The 19,122-nt window shown below is 48.6% G+C and carries 17 protein-coding genes; 12 read left to right on the plus strand and 5 right to left on the minus strand.

Going from position 1 to position 19,122, the window contains the following annotated elements; all coding sequences use genetic code 11:
• The first annotated feature begins 315 nt into the window (after window positions 1-315).
• On the plus strand, window positions 316-1,941 hold the full coding sequence (locus AB8599_RS04455; protein WP_407332582.1) for a methyl-accepting chemotaxis protein: 1,626 nt from the start codon (window positions 316-318) through the stop codon (window positions 1,939-1,941).
• Between the two features lie 63 nt (window positions 1,942-2,004).
• Here AB8599_RS04455 and AB8599_RS04460 read toward each other — a convergent pair whose 3' ends face one another.
• Window positions 2,005-2,886 (minus strand): LysR family transcriptional regulator, encoded by an 882-nt coding sequence (locus AB8599_RS04460; protein ID WP_407332583.1) that lies wholly within the window; start codon window positions 2,884-2,886, stop codon window positions 2,005-2,007.
• Window positions 2,887-3,257: 371 nt separating this feature from the next.
• On the opposite strand from AB8599_RS04460, the gene AB8599_RS04465 reads away from it, so the two are divergent.
• The 6 genes from AB8599_RS04465 to AB8599_RS04490 all read left to right on the plus strand — a co-directional run bounded on the left by AB8599_RS04465 (window position 3,258) and on the right by AB8599_RS04490 (window position 12,109).
• On the plus strand, window positions 3,258-4,565 hold the full coding sequence (locus AB8599_RS04465) for a dicarboxylate/amino acid:cation symporter (protein ID WP_407332584.1): 1,308 nt from the start codon (window positions 3,258-3,260) through the stop codon (window positions 4,563-4,565).
• Between the two features lie 396 nt (window positions 4,566-4,961).
• A complete protein-coding gene (locus AB8599_RS04470; protein WP_407332585.1) occupies window positions 4,962-6,596 on the plus strand; it encodes a BCCT family transporter in 1,635 nt (544 codons plus the stop codon).
• Between the two features lie 510 nt (window positions 6,597-7,106).
• Window positions 7,107-8,714 (plus strand): BCCT family transporter, encoded by a 1,608-nt coding sequence (locus tag AB8599_RS04475; RefSeq protein WP_407333174.1) that lies wholly within the window; start codon window positions 7,107-7,109, stop codon window positions 8,712-8,714.
• A gap of 98 nt (window positions 8,715-8,812) precedes the next feature.
• Window positions 8,813-10,696: a DUF294 nucleotidyltransferase-like domain-containing protein gene (locus AB8599_RS04480; protein WP_407332586.1), complete on the plus strand. Its 1,884-nt coding sequence runs from the start codon at window positions 8,813-8,815 to the stop codon at window positions 10,694-10,696.
• 8 nt (window positions 10,697-10,704) lie between these two features.
• Window positions 10,705-11,442 (plus strand): 3'-5' exonuclease, encoded by a 738-nt coding sequence (locus tag AB8599_RS04485; RefSeq protein ID WP_407332587.1) that lies wholly within the window; start codon window positions 10,705-10,707, stop codon window positions 11,440-11,442.
• Window positions 11,443-11,650: 208 nt separating this feature from the next.
• Window positions 11,651-12,109 carry a peptidylprolyl isomerase gene (locus AB8599_RS04490; RefSeq protein ID WP_407332588.1) on the plus strand — a complete coding sequence of 153 codons (459 nt, stop codon included), beginning with the start codon at window positions 11,651-11,653 and terminating at the stop codon, window positions 12,107-12,109.
• Between the two features lie 158 nt (window positions 12,110-12,267).
• On the opposite strand, the gene AB8599_RS04495 is transcribed toward AB8599_RS04490, so the two are convergent.
• A complete protein-coding gene (locus AB8599_RS04495) occupies window positions 12,268-13,713 on the minus strand; it encodes a hypothetical protein (RefSeq protein ID WP_407332589.1) in 1,446 nt (481 codons plus the stop codon).
• 65 nt (window positions 13,714-13,778) lie between these two features.
• Here AB8599_RS04495 and AB8599_RS04500 point away from each other — a divergent pair, with 65 nt between their 5' ends.
• Window positions 13,779-14,366, plus strand: coding sequence for a sugar O-acetyltransferase (locus AB8599_RS04500; protein ID WP_407332590.1), 588 nt, complete (start codon window positions 13,779-13,781; stop codon window positions 14,364-14,366).
• On the opposite strand, the gene AB8599_RS04505 is transcribed toward AB8599_RS04500, so the two are convergent.
• A complete protein-coding gene (locus AB8599_RS04505; RefSeq protein WP_407332591.1) occupies window positions 14,363-14,626 on the minus strand; it encodes a YkgJ family cysteine cluster protein in 264 nt (87 codons plus the stop codon). The two genes, AB8599_RS04500 and AB8599_RS04505, sit on opposite strands and share 4 nt — an antisense overlap.
• Window positions 14,627-14,831: 205 nt before the next feature.
• Here AB8599_RS04505 and AB8599_RS04510 point away from each other — a divergent pair, with 205 nt between their 5' ends.
• The gene (locus tag AB8599_RS04510; RefSeq protein WP_407332592.1) at window positions 14,832-15,275 is read left to right on the plus strand and encodes a YcgN family cysteine cluster protein; all 444 of its coding nucleotides are present in this window, start codon (window positions 14,832-14,834) and stop codon (window positions 15,273-15,275) included.
• Between the two features lie 2 nt (window positions 15,276-15,277).
• Complete coding sequence (gene dusC / locus AB8599_RS04515) at window positions 15,278-16,264, plus strand: tRNA dihydrouridine(16) synthase DusC (RefSeq protein WP_407332593.1); 987 nt, start codon at window positions 15,278-15,280, stop codon at window positions 16,262-16,264.
• 102 nt (window positions 16,265-16,366) lie between these two features.
• Here dusC and AB8599_RS04520 read toward each other — a convergent pair whose 3' ends face one another.
• Entirely contained in the window at window positions 16,367-17,041 is a 675-nt protein-coding gene (locus AB8599_RS04520) for an oxidoreductase (RefSeq protein WP_407332594.1), read from the minus strand.
• A 318-nt stretch (window positions 17,042-17,359) separates the two neighbouring features.
• On the opposite strand from AB8599_RS04520, the gene AB8599_RS04525 reads away from it, so the two are divergent.
• Window positions 17,360-18,004 carry a YecA family protein gene (locus tag AB8599_RS04525; protein ID WP_407332595.1) on the plus strand — a complete coding sequence of 215 codons (645 nt, stop codon included), beginning with the start codon at window positions 17,360-17,362 and terminating at the stop codon, window positions 18,002-18,004.
• A complete protein-coding gene (locus AB8599_RS04530; RefSeq protein WP_407332596.1) occupies window positions 18,004-18,450 on the plus strand; it encodes a (deoxy)nucleoside triphosphate pyrophosphohydrolase in 447 nt (148 codons plus the stop codon). The genes AB8599_RS04525 and AB8599_RS04530 overlap by 1 nt, the downstream gene beginning before the upstream one ends.
• A 92-nt stretch (window positions 18,451-18,542) precedes the next feature.
• Here AB8599_RS04530 and dsbB read toward each other — a convergent pair whose 3' ends face one another.
• A complete protein-coding gene (gene dsbB, locus AB8599_RS04535; RefSeq protein WP_407332597.1) occupies window positions 18,543-19,082 on the minus strand; it encodes a disulfide bond formation protein DsbB in 540 nt (179 codons plus the stop codon).
• Between the last annotated feature and the right edge of the window lie 40 nt (window positions 19,083-19,122).

The following is a 19,122-nucleotide window of genomic DNA, read 5'->3' on the forward strand; positions in this document are numbered from 1 at the left end:
ACTTACCTACTTACTTACTTCCTTCCTGACGTTTCGTTGCTTCTAATTTGTCTTTATATCTGGGCGGCATGGATACTTCACGTCCTCTCTATTCTTTGGCTGAATAATGGCCCATCACCTGATTGTTTTTTAACCTTTCCATGCTGGGGGAACGTGTTTTTTTGACGCTTTCGGCAGCTATTTGACGCGTAGTTACCATGCTGAAAAAGAATAGGGGAAAATGAGAATTTCATGTGGAGTTTTGGTGACTTAAGTCACATAATGCGCCGGATTTTGATACCTTGGCACACGAAATACTTCAGGTTTAAACGACACATGTCCCTTAACAATATTTCCATTCGATACCAAATTCTGATCCCCATTTGTATTCTGGTTCTCAGTGTTTTCACGGTTCTTATTTTCGCCAAAAGCGAAATGGAATCCTCCATGATTGCGACGAGTAATACTGCTCGTCAAGCAGGGGCCGACAAAGATAGAGTAGCCAGTCTTTCAGACATCGCATGGGCCATGCGCGTAGAAGCTGTCTATGGCATTTACGACCAAGCAAGAACAAAGGACATGGAGAAAAACGTTTCACGTCTTGGTAAAGACGCGTTCGATATTACTCGTGCTATGGCACAAACGGCTGTATTGCGTGAGTCGGTGCAGCAGGTGGAAAGAAGTATGGGTGAATACGTTCGCTATACCAGCAACACAGCAAAACCGACTATTGAAGCGTATTTTGAGAACAAGGTTGATTCATCGCGCTATAACGCCATGGTGAATGAATATCGCCGTATGGGCAGTGACATGATGAATGACATTGCTGAGTTATCTGCCTTTATCAATCCTTTGATTGAGAACGATATTCAGGCATCCGACCAAGACGCTGAGCAGACTATCATGATGACGAGTGGTGTGCTTTTCGCTGCCATTCTTGTCGCGATGATGATTGGTTGGTGGCTGTCGGGAGTGATTGCTAAGCCTCTCGCTATTTTGCAAGATGTGATGCGCAAATTGGCCACGGGTGATTTGAACGTGCGAGCCAACGATGAAGGTTCTAATGAACTCGCGCGTCTTGGCCAAGATACGAACAAAACCATTGATCAACTTCGTCACACGGTAAAAATGCTTGTTAGCATCAGTGATGAAGTGGCGGCTGCGTCGACTGAGCTGGCTGCGGTGATGACGCAATCAGCGGACAATGCAAAGCAAGAGCAAGGCGAGATTGAACAAGTTGCCTCAGCGGTGACAGAGCTTTCTAGCACGGCTGACAATGTGTCTGATAATGCGGTGAATGCTGACCATGCGGCGCGTCAGACTGACGAACTGGCATCACAAGGCTTAGCAATCTTCGAGCAAAGTTCGCAAGCTGCGGTGCAAATGGCAGAATCCATCGAGAACACGGCAACCGTCGTCTCGTCTTTGCGTGAGCAATCAGATCGTATCAGCCATGTGGTTGAAGTGATTCGTGGGATTTCAGAACAAACGAACCTACTGGCATTGAATGCGGCGATTGAAGCAGCGCGTGCGGGTCACTCTGGGCGCGGCTTTGCGGTGGTTGCAGATGAAGTGCGTATGCTGGCAGCAAGAACAGAAGAATCGACCAAAGAAATTCAGCAAATCATCGAAGGGTTGCAAGGGCAGTCTTCTCAGGCTGGTGAAAGCATGGGGATGTGTATGGATGTCCTTGCTCGCACGCAGGCACTGAGTCAGCAAGCCAATGATGCATTGAATGGTATTACGCAGTCTGTAGCGCAAATCACGGATATGAATACTTTGGTCGCGACAGCGGCAGAGCAACAGTCAGCAGTGACGCAGGATATCAACCGTAATATCACTAACATGTCTGGCATCATTACGCAGAATGTTGCAGGTATCAGCCAAAGTGCGCAGGCCAGCCATGAGTTGTCTCGACTGGCTGAAAACCAAAAGCATGAACTGGCATTCTTCCGCTTGTAATGGCGAAATGACGACGCTTTGAAATGCTAAAGCGAAGCCGCCCAATGATGATGGGCGGCTTTTTTATGCAACGGCTTTTTTGATCAGCGCAATGACGGTTTGATAGCGCTGAGGTAGGTTCCGATAGCGCTTTTGTGCAAGATATACGGGTTGATAAACCGGGTGGGGCAATGAAAGACAAGAAAGCTTGCTGCTTTCGATAAAGTTATCAATGACACCTTCTGGCAATACGGTAAAACCTAGACCTTGAGAAACGGGCAGTAAGATCTGCGCCAATTGATTCACATAGCCACGTTCACGAAATCCGTCCAACCCGCGATAGTGCTTGGGGTAGTTTTTGGACAACACCAGATCAGCATAATGGCTCGCATCCGGGTGCTGAATATAGCCCAGTTGGCAAAGGGCATCATAATCTTGCGAGTCTATGTTGCTCTGTGATGGCACGACCAAACATAACGATTCTTTCCCAACAAGCGTTTCTTCAATCGAGGGGTGGGCGATAGTCTGCGTGCTGATACCGATGTCGATAAGGTTATCCATCAGCAAAGTGTGAATGCGAGAGGCGGGCGCGGCTTCAAGATGCACGGACAACTCAGGGTGCTGTTGCTGATGGGTGAGCAGAAGTGGGTAGAGTTTCATCGCCATGGCACCAGAGCAGGCAATCCGTATTGGACCTTGATGAGGATTGTCTTCTTTTAGTTGGGCCAGAAATGCTTCTTTGAGCTGCTTTTGTGATGCAATGTAGTCTGAGAGCATTGTTCCAGCTTGGCTAAGTTCAAACTGTTTGCCCTCGCGAAATATCAACGTTTCCCCGAGCGCATCTTCCAGCTTTTTTATGTGCTGACTCACGCCTGGCTGCGTCATAAAAAGACATTCGGCCGTTTTAGTAAAGCTTTTGGTTTTGGCCAACGTCTCAAACGTGGTCAGCCATTTTGGGTTCAACATGCTTTTTCATAAATAATGATTATTAAAATGATGATAATCGATAATATCGTCTCGTCAAATTGTCGTTAAACAACCGGATTAGACGGCACGGTATTGACGAATTTCTACCGACACATCGAGCTGAAAGCATCTTTTAAGTGGATTTCATTTTTCCCGCCTAGACCCCGCCGTACAACAACTGAACAGATAAATGTCCACCTTGTTTACTCCGTGTAATCGGTGTGTTGCTGTTAGCATTAAAATGTGTGACGTGTCGCATATTTGGGGCTTTATCCCGTATTCTGGATGTATCTCAAATTGTAGATCCGCTGTTAATCTCTTTGCGCTTTGTATGTGACAAGCACGTAAATCAAGAAATGGAGTATTCAATAATGAATGCAGAAAAAAACAAAATGTCCCTGACCACACGTGTTTTGGTGGGTATGGTCATGGGTATTGCGACCGGATTTGCGATTCGCTTTCTTTTCGCGGACGAAGGGCTTGTTAACGAGTATATCGTTAATGGCCTTTTTGACGTCGGCGGACAAATCTTTGTTGCCAGCTTAAAGATGCTGGTTGTGCCTTTGGTATTTGTCTCGCTGGTCTGCGGAACGAGTGCATTGAAAGACATTGCGACTCTGGGACGTTTGGGCGGTAAAACCTTGATGTTCTACCTTGGCACTACTGCGCTTGCGATTACCATGGCGATGAGTCTTGCGTTGTTATTTGGCCCAGGCAAAGGGGCGGATCTCACCGCAGCATCTAGCTTTAGTGCAGCAGAAGCGCCAACCTTAGGCCAAGTGATTGTGGGCATGTTCCCAACGAACCCAATCAGCTCTATGGCACAGGGTAATACGCTGCAAATCATTATTTTCGCAGTGTTGTTCGGTATCGCGATCAGTGCATCTGGCAAACCGGGTGAACGCATAGCGGCATTTTTCCGCGATATGAATGAAGTGATCCTTAAGCTAGTCGCACTTCTCATGAACCTTGCACCTTATGGTGTGTTCTGTTTGATGGCGAAATTGTTTACCACGTTGGGGCTGTCAGCCATCATGAGTTTGGCTGAGTACTTCTTCGTGTTGGCAGGTGCGCTTATTTTGCATGCCTTGGTCACCTACACCACTTTACTGAAGGTATTTGCAGGTCTAAATCCAATCATCTTCCTCAAGAAGATGGAAGACGCGATTATGTTTGCGTTCTCGACTGCGTCTTCAAATGCCACCATTCCAGTGACGATGGAAACCGCGACGCGCCGTATGGGCGCAGACAACAAAATTGCCTCATTCACGATCCCGCTGGGTGCGACCATTAACATGGACGGCACAGCGATGATGCAGGGTGTGGCGACGGTCTTTATCGCACAAGCATTCAACGTTGACTTGACGATGATGGATTACCTGACAGTGATCTTGACGGCGACACTGGCATCGATTGGTACCGCTGGTGTACCGGGTGTGGGCTTGGTGATGCTAGCGATGGTATTGAATCAGGTGGGTCTGCCACTAGAAGGTATTGCGCTGATCATGGGTGTTGACCGTTTGCTGGATATGATTCGCACTGCGGTTAATATTACTGGTGACTGTGCGGTGACGTGTATTGTGGCGAAAAGTGAAGATTCCTTGGATCTGGCGCGCTACAACGACATGAAAGCGGGCGAAGAAGACGAGAAAATCGTGTTTAAACCCTCTATTCAGTAAACCCAGTTAAAATAAGACTAACGCCAGCGAAAGCTGGCGTTTTTGTTTTCAGGGAAGACGGGTTTCTCTTTGCTGCAACGAGAGTGCGGGATTATTCAGCAGTCAGATGATATTGCCTCTATCTGATAGGTCACCCGTTCCCGCTGAACAAGCTAGGTGAATTTGTTCGCGTACTCGCTAACTGCTTATTTTTATTGTGAATATATTCCCACGACATTCCCGTTGTGAATGAATTATATTCATATCATCAGCTTGGTGATTTGTATTCGGTAATTCGATTGAAATGACGATTTATTTTCGTTTTACCCATCAATGACTAACAACGATAGTTATCCATTAATTCAAATAGTTGCTGGTGCTTTTTTGTACTGGCCAATGGAAAATGGAGTTGTCGTTGTGAGTGATAAAAGCCACGATGAATTGATGTCACCAGACGGTGCTGTGACACCTATCGATACTGACTATCAGATAGGTCAAGATAACATTGCATTGAATATCGGCCCGTTTGGTTTGGATATTCATAACCGCGTGTTCGTGATTTCCGGTTCTATGGTGGCATTGTTTGTTGTCATCACCCTTCTGTTTCGACAGTCAGTCGGCCCGCTATTTAGTGAATTGAGAAATACACTCACCGCTCAGCTTGATTGGTTCTTCATTGGCGCAGGTAACGTGTTTGTTATCTTGTGTCTTCTTCTCGTTGTCAGCCCGCTTGGACGCGTGCGTCTTGGTGGTACAGAAGCAAAACCTGATTACACCTATGTGGGTTGGTTCTCGATGCTGTTTGCCGCAGGCATGGGTATTGGCCTGATGTTCTATGGTGTATCAGAGCCGCTTTCTCACTACGCTGCGTCAATGGGTGGGGTTGTTGAAGGCGCGAATGGTTTGCGTACTGACTGGTCACCGTTAGGTGGCGCAATGGGTAACGCAGAAGCGGCGAAAGATCTGGGAATGGCAGCGACAATTTACCACTGGGGCCTGCACCCATGGGCGATCTACGCACTGCTGGCTTTGTCTCTTGCGCTGTTCTCGTTCAACAAAGGTTTGCCACTGACCATGCGTTCAGTGTTTTACCCCATCTTTGGTGAGCGTATTTGGGGCTGGCCTGGCCACATCATTGATATCACGGCAGTGGTAGCAACGTTGTTTGGTTTGGCAACGTCGTTGGGCTTTGGTGCTTCACAGGCTGCTGCGGGTTTGAACTACCTGTTTGGCATTCCAGACGGCACGCCAACGCAAATTGTGTTGATCATCGGTATTACCGGTCTTGCGTTGAGTTCTGTGGTTGCGGGGTTGGATGCGGGCGTGAAACGTCTTTCTGAATTCAACATGCTGATGGCCACGTTACTGATGGTATTCGTGATTGCGGTAGGCCCAACGTTGTCGATCTTTAGCAACCTGGTTTCAAACATGGGTGCTTATTTCGAGAATCTACCAGCACTATCAATGCCATTCGGTCGTGAAGATGCGAACTATTCTCAGGGTTGGACTGCGTTTTACTGGGCGTGGTGGATGTCTTGGTCTCCGTTCGTCGGTATGTTTATTGCGCGTGTATCTCGTGGTCGAACCGTGCGCGAATTCATCATCTGTGTATTGTTGATCCCAACGTCTGTGTGTGTGATGTGGATGACTGCATTCGGTACAACGGCGATCGAGCAACTTCAAGATGGTTACCGTGCGGTGGTTGACGCCGAACTGCCACTGCAATTGTTCAGCATGCTGGATGGCTTGCCGCTGTCAGGCATTACTTCCATGATTGGTATCATTCTGGTTGTGGTGTTCTTTGTCACCTCGTCTGACTCAGGCTCATTGGTTATTGATACCATCTCTGCGGGTGGTAAAGTCGATTCACCAGTACCACAGCGTATTTTTTGGTGTTCGTTTGTCGGTCTGGTGGCGATTTCATTGTTGCTGGGTGGCGGCCTGTCCGCGCTTCAAGCCATGGTGGTATCAACCGGTTTACCTTTCTGTATTGTTCTGTTGCTCTGCGCCTTCTCATTGGTGAAAGGGCTAATGTCAGAACCACGTACGTAATACCTCTAAAATCCGGGCGGAAACGTCCGGATTTTTTGTGTTTATCCCAGAGTGTCCTGACAAGGGCACTCTGGGATACCTGCGACACCTGATTTTTGTATCTTGACACATTGATGGTTTTTATCCTGACACATTGACTGATTTAAGACTGTTAGAGACGCATTTGCATAACTTGCTTAGCAGGCGAAAAGATAAAACTATTGTTCGAACTTGATGTAACAAATGCTTAGGGTTCAATGGTTATATTCGTCTGTGAACTGCCTGATAGTTGCTACACATGGCTAGAAATGAAGCGGAAAGCGGCAATTGCTTCGATGCAGATCTTACTATTGAAGCATTGAACACTAAGGATGTGTTAAAGTGTTCGGTCTGCCAGTGAGCGTTTAATATGCCTGATGTCGACAGATGTCCTGATTAGATCTTCTTCCTGCATATTCAACGCCATTGACTGTATAACTCGCAAAATGGACAAAGGAGTTTACTGTGAGCGATAAAAGTCATGAAGAGTTAATGAAACCTGATGGTGACGTTAACCCCATCGATACTGACTATCAGGTGGGTCAAGACAACATAGCACTTAAAATTGGCCCGCTCGGGCTGGACATTCACAACCGCGTATTCCTTATTTCTGGACTCTCTATCGCGTTGTTTGTCTTTGTTACCTTGGCTTTCCAAAAAGACGTTGCACCAGTGTTTGGCGATATTCGCGGCTGGTTGACCTCAAATCTTGACTGGTTCTTTATCACTGCGGGCGACATTTTTGTTGTTGTTTGCTTATTCTTGATTGTGAGTCCACTGGGCAAAGTTCGCCTGGGTGGTACTGAAGCGACACCGGATTACACCTATCCAGGTTGGTTCTCCATGCTGTTTGCAGCAGGTATGGGTATCGGCTTGATGTTCTATGGTGTGTCAGAGCCGCTTTCTCACTATGCCTCATCATTTGGTGGAACATCGATTGAAAATGGCGTGAGAACCGACTGGGCACCGCTAGGTGGTGCTGCGGGTGATGCAAGCGCCGCGGCGGATTTGGCCATGGCTGCCACCATCTATCACTGGGGTCTTCACCCTTGGGCGATTTATGCCATTTTGGCTTTAGGCCTTGCTCTGTTCTCGTTTAACAAGGGCTTGCCACTCACCATGCGTTCTGTGTTTTACCCACTTTTCGGTGAGCGAGTTTGGGGCTGGACGGGTCATATTATTGATATATTGGCCGTGGTTGCAACGCTGTTTGGTTTGGCCACGTCCCTTGGTTTTGGTGCGTCTCAGGCTGCGGCGGGGTTGAACTTCCTATTCGGTATTCCGCTGGGAACAACCACAGAAATCCTTCTGGTGATATTTATCACGGGACTTGCGTTAGTGTCGGTTGCTGCCGGGCTTGATGCGGGCGTGAAGCGCTTGTCTGAAATCAACATGATGTTGGCCATCGCGTTGTTGTCTTTCGTGATTTTGATGGGGCCAACCGTCGGTATTCTGACGGGTTTCTTCGGTAACCTAGTGTCCTATATTGAATATCTCCCCGCGCTTTCTATGCCGTTTGGTCGAGAAGATGCCAACTTCTCGCAAGGTTGGACGGCATTCTATTGGGCGTGGTGGATTTCATGGTCCCCGTTTGTCGGTATGTTCATCGCACGTGTATCGCGTGGTCGTACGGTGCGTGAATTCATCGTGTGTGTGTTGCTGATCCCATCTACCGCTTGTGTACTTTGGATGACAGCATTTGGTGGCACCGCGATCAGCCAAGTGGTCAACGACGGTTACATGGCAGTCACGGAATCGGCATTGCCACTGCAATTGTTCTCTATGCTTGATGCGCTGCCACTGGCACAGGTCACCTCGTTCATCGGTATTATTCTGGTGGTGGTGTTCTTTGTGACCTCTTCGGATTCCGGTTCGCTGGTGATTGATACTATTTCAGCAGGCGGTAAAGTGGATGCACCTATGCCACAGCGCTTGTTCTGGTGTACGTTCGAAGGTCTGGTTGCCATTGTGCTTCTGCTCGGGGGGGGCTTGGTCGCCTTGCAGGCCATGGCGGTATCAACGGGCTTCCCGTTCACCATTGTTTTATTGGTTGCTTGTGTGTCAACGATAAAGGGCTTGATGTCTGAGCCCCGAGGTTAGTCACTCTGGCAAGTGTAAGCAACGGGGCAGGCGATGAGTCTGCCCCGTTTCGTCTGGCTAAATGGGCGCTGAATTCGGCCCCAAGAGATTGAGAATTAATGGAAGCGGAACAAATAGAAATCGCAGCGTTTCTCAAACAACATGCACCGTTCAATGAACTGCCGGAAGAGGTGGTCGATGATGTCGCCAAACAGGTTGAAATTGCCTACTTCCGTGCAGGGACACAGCTTTACGAGTATGGCGTACCCATCAACGATTTATGCGTGGTGAGAAGTGGCGTGCTCGAGATTTATCGCCGAAACGGTGAGCTATTTAATCGCTTGTCTGAAGGTGGGATCTTCGGTCAATGGGGGCTGTTGATGAACCGCAGGGTTCGTTATGCGGCCAAGGCCATTGAAGATAGCTTGGTGTATTTTATTCCTGATACGGTGTTTGACGATCTCTTCGAACGCTTCGAAGTGTTTTCAGATTTCATGGAAACGGAAGACACCACGCGTTTGCGTCAGGCGGTTGAAAGCCACAATGACAGCAATGATCTCACCACATCAAAAGTCAGCTCTTTGATTCTTCGCGACCCTGTGACGGTGGAGTGTGAAGCGACGATTCAACAAGCGGCGAGAATCATGACAGATGAAGGTGTTTCTTCGTTGCTGGTCATGACCACTGATACCGACGAAGACGATAAGGAAACCACGCGCGTGGTGGGTATTATTACGGATCGCGATTTGCGCTCTCGTGTTATTGCCTTGGGTTTGCCTTATGAAACACAGGTTTCAGAGATTCTAACCCCGCAGCTGATCACCCTTGATCACAATGCCTATGTATTTGAAGCCATGCTGGCGATGCTGAGAAACAACCTGCATCATTTGCCGATTCTTCGTCACCAAAAGCCAGTCGGTGTTATCGCGCTGTCTGACATTGTTCGTTACGAGTCCCAAAGCAGCTTGGTGATCGTCAGCAGCATTTATCGCCAGCAAACCGTTGATGACTTAGAAGCCATTTCGAAAGGTGTGCCTGCGTGTTTCTCTCGCATGGTCTCTGAAGATGCTAACTCGCACATGATTGGTTCGGCGATGGCGGTAATTGGGCGCAGTTTTAAGCAGCGATTGCTGGAGCTAGGTGAAGAAGAGTTTGGCCCGCCACCAGTGCCTTATTGTTTCTTGGCGCTAGGTTCGATGGCGCGTGATGAGCAACTGATTGTGACAGACCAAGATAACGCCATGATCTTGGATGACAAATACGATCCGAAAGAACATGATGCGTATTTTGCCAACTTGGCGAAGTTTGTGAGTGATGGCCTTGCACGCTGTGGTTACAGCTATTGTACCGGTAACATTATGGCGACCAATCCAGAGTGGCGTAAAACGCGCACCGAATGGGAAGCATGTTTTGCAGACTGGATTGATCACCCCAATCCGAAATCTCTGCTGAACAGCAGTATCTTCTTCGATCTCGACGGCGTTTATGGTGCAACCAATTGGGCGGAAACGCTCAAGGCCTTCATCGGCCGTCGTGCGCGCCGCAATAATCGCTTCTTGGCGTGCATGGCGCGCAATGCATTGAACCGCACGCCGCCATTGGGTTTCTTCAAGAACTTCGTGATGGAACAAGACGGTCGCCACAAGAATTCCATGAACCTGAAACGACGTGGCACTGCGCCACTGGCGGATTTGATCCGTGTGCATGCGTTGGCGGTAGACTCTCGTTCCCAGAATTCTTTTGAACGCCTTGATGACATCATTGAAGCAGGCATTCTGCCAAAAGGCCGTGGTGAAGATATTCGCGATGCGATGGAGTTTATTTCCACCGTGCGTATTCGTCATCAGGCGTTAGATATCGAAGCGGATATTGAGCCTGATAACAATATAGAGCCGGATAATTTGTCTGACTTTGAACGCCGTAACCTGAAAGATGCATTCCAAATCATGAGCAATGCGCAGAAGTTTTTGAAATATCGCTATCAACCGAATCGCAGCAACTAGGAGGCATTATGTTGTACCTTGCACCTCCGAAGAAAGCGCCGCATTTGCATGGCGGCCCTGATTGGCCAACGCTGATCGAGCGGTTAAAACAAAAAGCGACCGTGCCGTTGTTGAAGCGGTTTTACGAGTCCACCAATATCAACGGTGACATGCCGCTTTCTGAGGTGGAGTTTGTAGCCCTCGATCTGGAGACGACGGGGCTTGATCCGGCAAAAAGCGAAATTATCAGCGTGGGGTTAGTGCCTTTTACCTTGTCACGTATTCATTGCCGTGACGCGAAACATTGGATAGTGAAGCCCCGCAAAGCGTTGCATGAAGAGTCGGTCGTGTTTCATGGTATTACCCATTCGGATGTCAGCGACGCGCCGGATTTGCGCCGTATTCTTGAAGAAGTGCTCGCCTCATTAGAAGGCAAGATTGTGGTGGTGCATTATCGTCGCATTGAGCGTGAATTTATTGATTCGGCTATCAAGCAACGATTGGGCGAGGGGTTACTGTTCCCTGTGATTGATACACTGGAAATAGAATCGTGGTTTTATCGCAAACCAAGGCACAAGTTTTGGTCGTGTTTACTGCGTAAGCCGTTGACATCTATCCGTTTGGCAGACAGCAGGCGTCGCTACAATTTGCCCTTCTATCAAGGGCACAATGCTTTGGTTGATGCGATTGCGACAGCTGAGTTGTTACAAGCGCAAGTGGCACACCGTTTTAGCCCAGATTATCCGTTAAAGGCACTTTGGCGATAAAGCGAGGTCTCGACAATACAGGGAATCTTGCATGCTTTCGTGCATGGGTTTGCCTAAGTTCACGTTTTTTCCAATTCGATCTCTCGGATTTAGGCGTTCAACACTAGTGTCACTTTCCCTGTGTTAGAGTCAACGTATCCCTCCACTGTGGGGAGTCGGTATCTGTCAATTCAGATGCACACATTCGCTGCCGACAAAGGATGGCAAGATGATTGAAGATAACAAAGTCGTAAAAATTGATTACACGGTAAAAGACGAATCAGGCCAAATCATTGATTCTTCAGAAGGAAAAGAGCCGTTAGCGTATCTGCACGGCACGGGCAACATTATTCCAGGTCTGGAAAATGCATTGACCGGCAAAGCGGAAGGCGATGCGTTTAGCGCTGAAGTGCAACCTGAAGATGCTTACGGCCCGCGTAACGACGCGATGATCCAAACTGTAGAGAAAAGCGTGTTTCAAGGCGTTGAGGAAATAGAGGTCGGTATGATCTTTAATGCTCAAGGCCCACAAGGAGACATCCAAGTCACTATCGCTGACATCAATGGTGACCAAGTGACTATTGATGGTAACCACCCATTAGCGGGTTTGGTGCTGCATTTTGAAGGTGTGGTGCGTGAAGTGCGTGACGCGACGCCTGAAGAAATCGATCACGGTCACGTGCACTAAGGTGTGATTGACCTGTCACCGTATAGGTGAGAAGAAGCGAGCTTAAACGGCTCGCTTTTTTTGTTTTCTGGGTGTGAGCTTTTATCGCTTATCGCTTATCGCTTATCGCTTATCGCTTATCGCTTATCGCTTATCGCTTATCGCTTATCGCTTATCGCTTATCGCTTCGGGTCTTCTGTCCTTTCCAACAATCCATCAAAGAGAAATGCCTCATCAAAATGTCGTTCACCGACAAAGGCAATGGCATGCTGCCCTTGTTGGCGCATAGCGCCGGGTGAGCGAACCCCAAACGGCCATAAAAACCATTCTTCTCCTCTTGCGCTTTCCGTGATGACACCGTGGCGATTGAACGGACTCATCATACTTCCCGTTTTTGTTTTCAACGTCATTAATGTGGCTAGGGGACTAGCTTCAAGCCTAATCGTGGCGGGGATGTTATCGGTAAAACTCACCTGATTGACCATGTGCTCGCCACCGGTCAATGACACATGAAGACGAGAAGATGAGCTAGGTTGAGGAAGGTGGTTCTCAATCGGTCGTTCATCATCGCTTTGCTTGAATTGCAGTGTCGGCTTGAGGGCATACACCATATGGAAGCAACCACATTGATGGATAGAATCGAAGATCAGTGGCGAGCCGTCCGTGTCTAAGGTCAGACGAAGGTTAATCGCATCCAGTGGGCCAGCGTAAGGGTCAAATGCGCCTTTTGCGGTTCTTGCAGGAAACCAAAGCACGTAATTGAGTTGAGGCAAAATATCACCATCAAATCGCGTATAGCTGATGCCTCGGTAGATCATGGGAACTTGGGTATTTACGAAGGGCGTGTTTGCGTCGTCCAATCCAAGTGCGCCGACTAAGTCATCTTGCGTGAGGGTTTCTACCGTCACGACAGGGGAATAGTGGTTCAAAAGCTGCTCCGCTTGCCTATCATTCAGCACGGGCCAACCCAGAGAGGAAGATTGGCCTGCACTTTGGACGAGGCGCGACCGTTGCTGTTGCGTTAAACGCGGTGATGACGCTTGTGGGTGTTCACCGTAGCTGTATGGATGTGCCAAATGGCGACCAAACGCGCTGCGTATATGGTCTTGCTCTTGTTTGATTCTTGGCTCCGCCACCATTCGTGCAATGGGGTAGGCACCTAGCACGCGTTTCCAATGTTGATACGCGGTGGGCAACATTGGTGGGTTATCACGAATGGTTTGCCAGAAGTCGTCGTTGTCAGCGCTGTCATTGGTGAGTGCCTGCTGACATTGTGTCAATGCCGCATGTTGTTTTGGCTGGATATGGGGCGATAACACCATGGCCATGGTGAGCTGTTGCTGACCAAGCTCAGAAACATAGCTAAGCCATTCGGCTCGCGAAGCGTCAGTGTTGAGTTGGTTTGCAAAAGAAGCACTGATGCGATCAAAAGCAAGGTGGGGGAATTGCGGGTCTAAATGATAAGGCAACAGGTAGTCGCGCGTGTCATCAATTTCCTGATAAAAGCGCTGCAATGTCTGTTCGCAATGCGCTGATCCTTCGTCAATCATTGATGGCTGTGGTGATGAGACACAGCCCGATAAGCTGAGCAGCAAAAATAAGAAGACGGACAAGGATCTCAGCATTGGTTCTCCAGATTGAGGTAATGTTTTCTTTCTTATCAGGAAGTGTGCGCAATTAAGCGAGAAAAATGAAAACAGAAAAGCAAAAAATGCTAAGTGGCGAGCTTTATCTTGCCAGTGACCCTGAGCTGGTGGCAGATAAAATGCGCTGCCGAGAAGCCATGCGCCGATTTAATCAAAGCTTACCAGAAAGCGACGAGTGGAAATCGGCCAAGCGCGATCTCTTGCCCAATGCTGCCGAAAACGTGTATATCGAGCCGCCATTTTTCTGCGATTACGGCATTCACACTGACATCGGTGAGAATGTGTTTATGAATTTCAATTGCACGATTTTGGATGTCGCACCTGTTCGCATTGGCAACCGTGTGATGATGGCAAATAACGTGCAATTGCTGACCGCGACACACCCACTTGATGTGGCGCGTAGGGTCTTTGATCTGGAAGAGTACGGGTTGCCTATCACCATTGGTGATAATGTGTGGCTGGGTGGCAGTGTGATTGTATTGCCGGGCGTGACGATTGGTAAGAACTGCGTGATTGGCGCGGGTAGCGTAGTCACGAAAGACGTTCCTGCAAACAGTGTGGCTGTGGGTAACCCTGCGCGTGTCGTGCGTGAACTAACAGAAGACGAAGTGGCAGAGCGCCATTCACGTTAAGTCAGCGCTTCTAACTCGGTAAGCACATCAATCGCGAATTGATTGGTGCCACCGCAAATATCTCGGTCGGCTTTGAATTGGCCGCACACGGCAGGGCGATCTGGTTGGCCGAATATCTTGCACAGGTTATTGTCACCAAGCTGAATACAGCGTTCACCCGCTGGTTTGCCGTTTGGCATGCCCGGAATGGCCGATGAAATGCTTGGTGCAATACAACATGCCCCACAGCCTAAACGGCAACTCATTTCTTGCTCTTTCATCCGATGCGCCCAACACTCAGTGACAATAAGGCGCGCACATTATCATTCAACGCATGTTTAGGCAAAGGCGGCTTATAACCGCTTGATAATTGGTTTTCCTTTGTTCGTTACGCCGCGAGAGCGGGGATAGTCCTTGAACTTTTTGGGCTGGGTGGTATAACGGGCGCCTCTTGGTTTTATCTCAATATCAACGGTACACATAAACATGACGACACCTTTCTGGGAACAAAAAACACTGACTGACATGACGGATGCGGAGTGGGAATCACTGTGTGACGGTTGCGGAAAGTGCTGTCTTCATAAGTTGATTGATGAAGACACCGAAGAGCTTTACTACACCAATATCGCGTGTAGCTTGCTGAACGACAAAACGTGCTCATGCAAAGACTATGCAAACCGCTTTAGCTACGACGAAGATTGCTTGAAATTGTCACGTGACAAAATCGAGGAGTTTTACTGGCTGCCAGATACCTGCGCATATCGCTTGTTGGCCGAAGATAAGCCACTGCCAGCGTGGCACCCATTAATCACGGGCTCGAAAGATGCTATGCATGCCGCCGATGAGTCTGTACGTGAGAAAGTGGTTTACGAAATCGACGTGATTGACTGGGAAGACCACATTCTGAACCACCCGAGACGAGGCAAGTAAGCGTGAAGCTTGTTCTTGGTCCAATGGAAGGCGTGCTTGATGCTTTGATGCGTCAAATGCTCACCGAAATTAACGGTTACGACATGTGCGTGACCGAGTTTGTCCGTATTGTTGATGCTTTGCTTCCGCCGCGTGTCTATCACCGTATGTGTCCGGAGCTTGAAGCGGGCGGTAAAACATTATCAGGGACACCCGTTCGTGTGCAATTGCTGGGTCAATCTCCGCAATACATGGCGGAGAATGCTGCGCAAGTGGTTGAACTGGGTTCGGCAGGCGTGGACATTAACTTTGGTTGCCCATCCAAAACCGTGAATGGTAGTAAAGGCGGGGCTGCGTTGCTTAAAGAGCCTGAGTTACTGTTTCAAGTGGTGAAAGCCGTTCGTAATGCCGTTCCTGCGGGCAACGTTGTCAGCGCCAAGGTACGTTTGGGGTTTGATGATTGCTCATCTTACCGTGAGATCGTTGATGCGGTGCAATTGGCAGGCGCGGATGAAATCGTGGTGCATGGCCGCAGTAAAGCCGATGCCTATAAGCCGGGCACAGTACGCTGGGATTTGATTGGTGACATCACCAAGCGTTTGCGCATTCCTGTGACTGCCAACGGTGATATTTGGAATCAGGAAGACGCGTTGCGCTGTCAGGCCGTAACGGGCTGCGATACCCTGATGGTGTGCCGTGGTGCGTTGAACGTGCCAAATTTAGGCGCGCATATCAAACATGGTGAAACCATGATGTCATGGCATGCCGTGTTAGCGTTGTTGGTGCGGTACTCTGAATTTGAAATTCGTGGCGACAAAGGCTTGTACTACCCTAACCGTGTGAAGCAATGGTTTCGCTACTTGCAAGTTCAATACCCGCAATCCAATGCGCTCTTTACTGAAATTCGTCAGCTAAAAGACAAACAGCAAATCCTCAATATCATCACTAAAGCACTGCATGATGTTGAAAAACAGATTGCGCGCCATGGTGAAGAGGTTGTGTTGGCCTGATTGGTCATTGCGGATCGTCAGTGATCCAATATCGCGAAATGAAAAAGGCAGACAAGACGTCTGCCTTTTTGCTTTTGTATACGAGCTACTTTGGTGTTCGAGTCAATATTGATTAAGAACACGACTTGGAAGAATGCGTCGATCTATTCGACCGGGCCAGTCTTCTTCTGACAATACAGTGATCATGGCACGAGCGACTCGAACGGCTTCTACAGGCTCTAAATTCGCCAAAGGGCCGGCAAGGAAAGGGGAAAACAGCGGCACAATGCGTTGAAGCATTTGTTCATCTTTTCTTGGTGATTCTCGCTCACCAAGCAATGGGCCTGGACGCGCCACCAAGAAACGTTCAAACCCCATTTCAGACACGGTACGCTCCATCTTGCCTTTGCATCTCAGGTAGTGCGAGGGAGACCAGGGGTGGCTAAACAGACTAGATACAACGGCGAGATGTTTAACGCCCATCACTGCCATCATTCGCGCTACTTTCACAACTAGCTGATAATCAACCGCTTCCAATGCTTCTTTTGAGCCAGCTTGCTGCTTGGTAGTGCCCAAAGCAATGTAACCTTGAAGCGGAACAGGCCACTGCGGTTGCCAATGCGTAACGGACAAATCTGGGCTTTGGTGAACGATGATTTTTTCCGACACTTGAGCGATGGGTCTGCGCGTCACCACATGAATATGTGTGACGTTTGGGTCACCAAGTAGTTGATGGAGTAGTTCGTCACCGACTAAGCCTGTGGCTCCAGCCAGAATGACACTTCGAGACGATGGCAAAAGTATATCCTTCCGTATTCAGTCGCCGCTAAGGCTACCACGGTTTGTATCGAATAATTCAATACGTTGGGTGCAATTTGATGCGATTGACGCAGTTTTTCGGGTGATGACCCATGGGTATACCTAAACAACCCCCAAGATGCTTGTACTGCAAGATTGGCTGAATACTTATTCTGGTTGGTATTGCTCTTGGAAAACCTAGTGACTAGACAAAACCTAGTTGCTGCGCGTTGATAGGCAATACCGCTCATTCATCCATGGCGTGATAGCAATCGCCATATCGGGTATTATTCCCACTTTCAATTTTCGAGAACCGCAATGACAACAATGGTTGAACTGCATGATGGCTGGGATGGTATGCCTGCCACGTTTATTGAAGGGGCGCTGCTTGCAGCAAACCTGTCGCCTGCTCCGCTAGATCCTGTTGTATGGCTGCCTATCTTGCAAACAGGCGGTGTCGATGAAGATAATGTCGAGTCTCTTACCGTCGAGCAAAAACGAAGCATCATGCTGCGTTTTGAGCAACAGTATGTAGCGTTGATGAAGCATGAATATGCGTTGCCAGAGTCACTGTCTTTAGACGATGCACGAAATGATGAGCATCAAGCATTTGCTGAAGGCTTTCTAGCAGTATGGCCTCACATTGAACCTGCATGGCGCGAAGTTAAGGTGTCAGACGGCAGTCGTCGTATGTTGTCAGCATTGATGACAACCATGTTGTTCCTGCACGATGAAGAAGGAACGCTGGCGCAAATGGAAGAGGCGGGTCTTGCTTCGCTGCCATCGCCAGAAAAATATTACCAGCAACTGCCACTGATGATTAACGAAGTCGCGCTTGCTGCTGACGACGTTCAGCAAGGCTCAGGAGCACGTGCCGTTAACCCGTATAAGTCTGTTGGACGCAACGACCCTTGCCCGTGTGGTAGCGGTAAAAAATTCAAGAAGTGTTGCGGTAACAAGTGATGACAGAGACGCCACCTATCCTGGTTGTTGCGGGAGTGATAAAAAACGGCGACCGTGTATTGATCACTCAACGGCATGATCAAGGTGATGAGTTAGGGCTTTGGGAGTTTCCTGGCGGCAAAGTTGAAGCGGGTGAAACAGATCAAGAAGCGCTGGCTAGAGAGTTGAATGAGGAATTGGATGTCGAGGTTGCAGTAGGCGGATTTCTGCTGGAAACCCTATATCATTACCCCAATAAATCAATTTTACTTCGTAGCTATCTTTGCGAATCATTCGTTGGCGATATTACGCTGCACTGTCATCAAGCAATGGCATGGGTGTCGTTCAATGCGTTGAGTCAGTATACGTTCAGTGGTGCCGATCAGCCGCTGGTGAAGTATCTTCAAGAGACTTATCAAAAGCAGCAACAACAGCAAGAACAGCAACAAGAACAGCAACAACAGTAACCTGTTTAGTTTGCTTGGCGTTTGGTTAGCATAGACAACAAAAATCCCAGCAGAAGCTGGGATTTTTCGTTTGGTATTTGTCATCGAATTGCTTAGAACAGACGACGTTCGCGGCGCTTACCGAAGAATTGAGCAAGAATGACTACGGCAAACACAATCAATATTGCGCCAAAGATAACGACTAACCATTGAGGCATGGTCAAGGTTAAGAATTCCCATACTATCTTGCTGCAGTCACCGCTAGCTTCAAACATCCACGGGACCCACTGATTTAGCGGCGCCCATGAAGGGAAGGAAACAAAGATGTCGCAGGTTGCACCAAACAGGTCGTTCGGATCGGGGAACTGATAGCCGACATGTTCAATCGACAGTTTTAGACCCCATCCAGCGGACACGCCCCAAGTGGTGAGTGCTATCCAGCGAAACAGGCCATTTTGTGGCGCAATCATGCCAATGAGGCCGGCTCCAACAATACCCATCATGGCGACGCGTTCATAAATACACATGACACAGGGCGCTAGATTCATGATGTGCTGAAAGTAGAGGGCACAGGCTTCAAATGCCAGCGCAGATAACATCAGCAAAAACCATGCTCCGCGTCCGCGAGATATTTCATTGAAGAAGGACAACATAGGTTACAAATCCGTTTTAAAACAAAAAGCCCCACCTAAT

The organism is Enterovibrio litoreus (assembly GCF_045679545.1).
GTDB lineage: Bacteria > Pseudomonadota > Gammaproteobacteria > Enterobacterales > Vibrionaceae > Enterovibrio.

Bases quoted from the DNA above. Each gene is read 5' to 3' on its own strand.
- AB8599_RS04530 (WP_407332596.1), top strand. From the start codon at position 18,004: ATGACAGAGACGCCACCTATCCTGGTTGTTGCGGGAGTGATAAAAAAC.
- AB8599_RS04480 (WP_407332586.1), top strand. From the start codon at position 8,813: ATGGAAGCGGAACAAATAGAAATCGCAGCGTTTCTCAAACAACATGCA.
- AB8599_RS04475 (WP_407333174.1), top strand. From the start codon at position 7,107: ATGAAACCTGATGGTGACGTTAACCCCATCGATACTGACTATCAGGTG.
- AB8599_RS04505 (WP_407332591.1), bottom strand. From the start codon at position 14,626: ATGAAAGAGCAAGAAATGAGTTGCCGTTTAGGCTGTGGGGCATGTTGT.
- AB8599_RS04460 (WP_407332583.1), bottom strand. From the start codon at position 2,886: ATGTTGAACCCAAAATGGCTGACCACGTTTGAGACGTTGGCCAAAACC.
- AB8599_RS04525 (WP_407332595.1), top strand. From the start codon at position 17,360: ATGACAACAATGGTTGAACTGCATGATGGCTGGGATGGTATGCCTGCC.
- AB8599_RS04465 (WP_407332584.1), top strand. From the start codon at position 3,258: ATGAATGCAGAAAAAAACAAAATGTCCCTGACCACACGTGTTTTGGTG.
- AB8599_RS04485 (WP_407332587.1), top strand. From the start codon at position 10,705: ATGTTGTACCTTGCACCTCCGAAGAAAGCGCCGCATTTGCATGGCGGC.
- dsbB (WP_407332597.1), bottom strand. From the start codon at position 19,082: ATGTTGTCCTTCTTCAATGAAATATCTCGCGGACGCGGAGCATGGTTT.
- AB8599_RS04455 (WP_407332582.1), top strand. From the start codon at position 316: ATGTCCCTTAACAATATTTCCATTCGATACCAAATTCTGATCCCCATT.
- AB8599_RS04490 (WP_407332588.1), top strand. From the start codon at position 11,651: ATGATTGAAGATAACAAAGTCGTAAAAATTGATTACACGGTAAAAGAC.
- AB8599_RS04495 (WP_407332589.1), bottom strand. From the start codon at position 13,713: ATGCTGAGATCCTTGTCCGTCTTCTTATTTTTGCTGCTCAGCTTATCG.
- AB8599_RS04510 (WP_407332592.1), top strand. From the start codon at position 14,832: ATGACGACACCTTTCTGGGAACAAAAAACACTGACTGACATGACGGAT.
- AB8599_RS04500 (WP_407332590.1), top strand. From the start codon at position 13,779: ATGAAAACAGAAAAGCAAAAAATGCTAAGTGGCGAGCTTTATCTTGCC.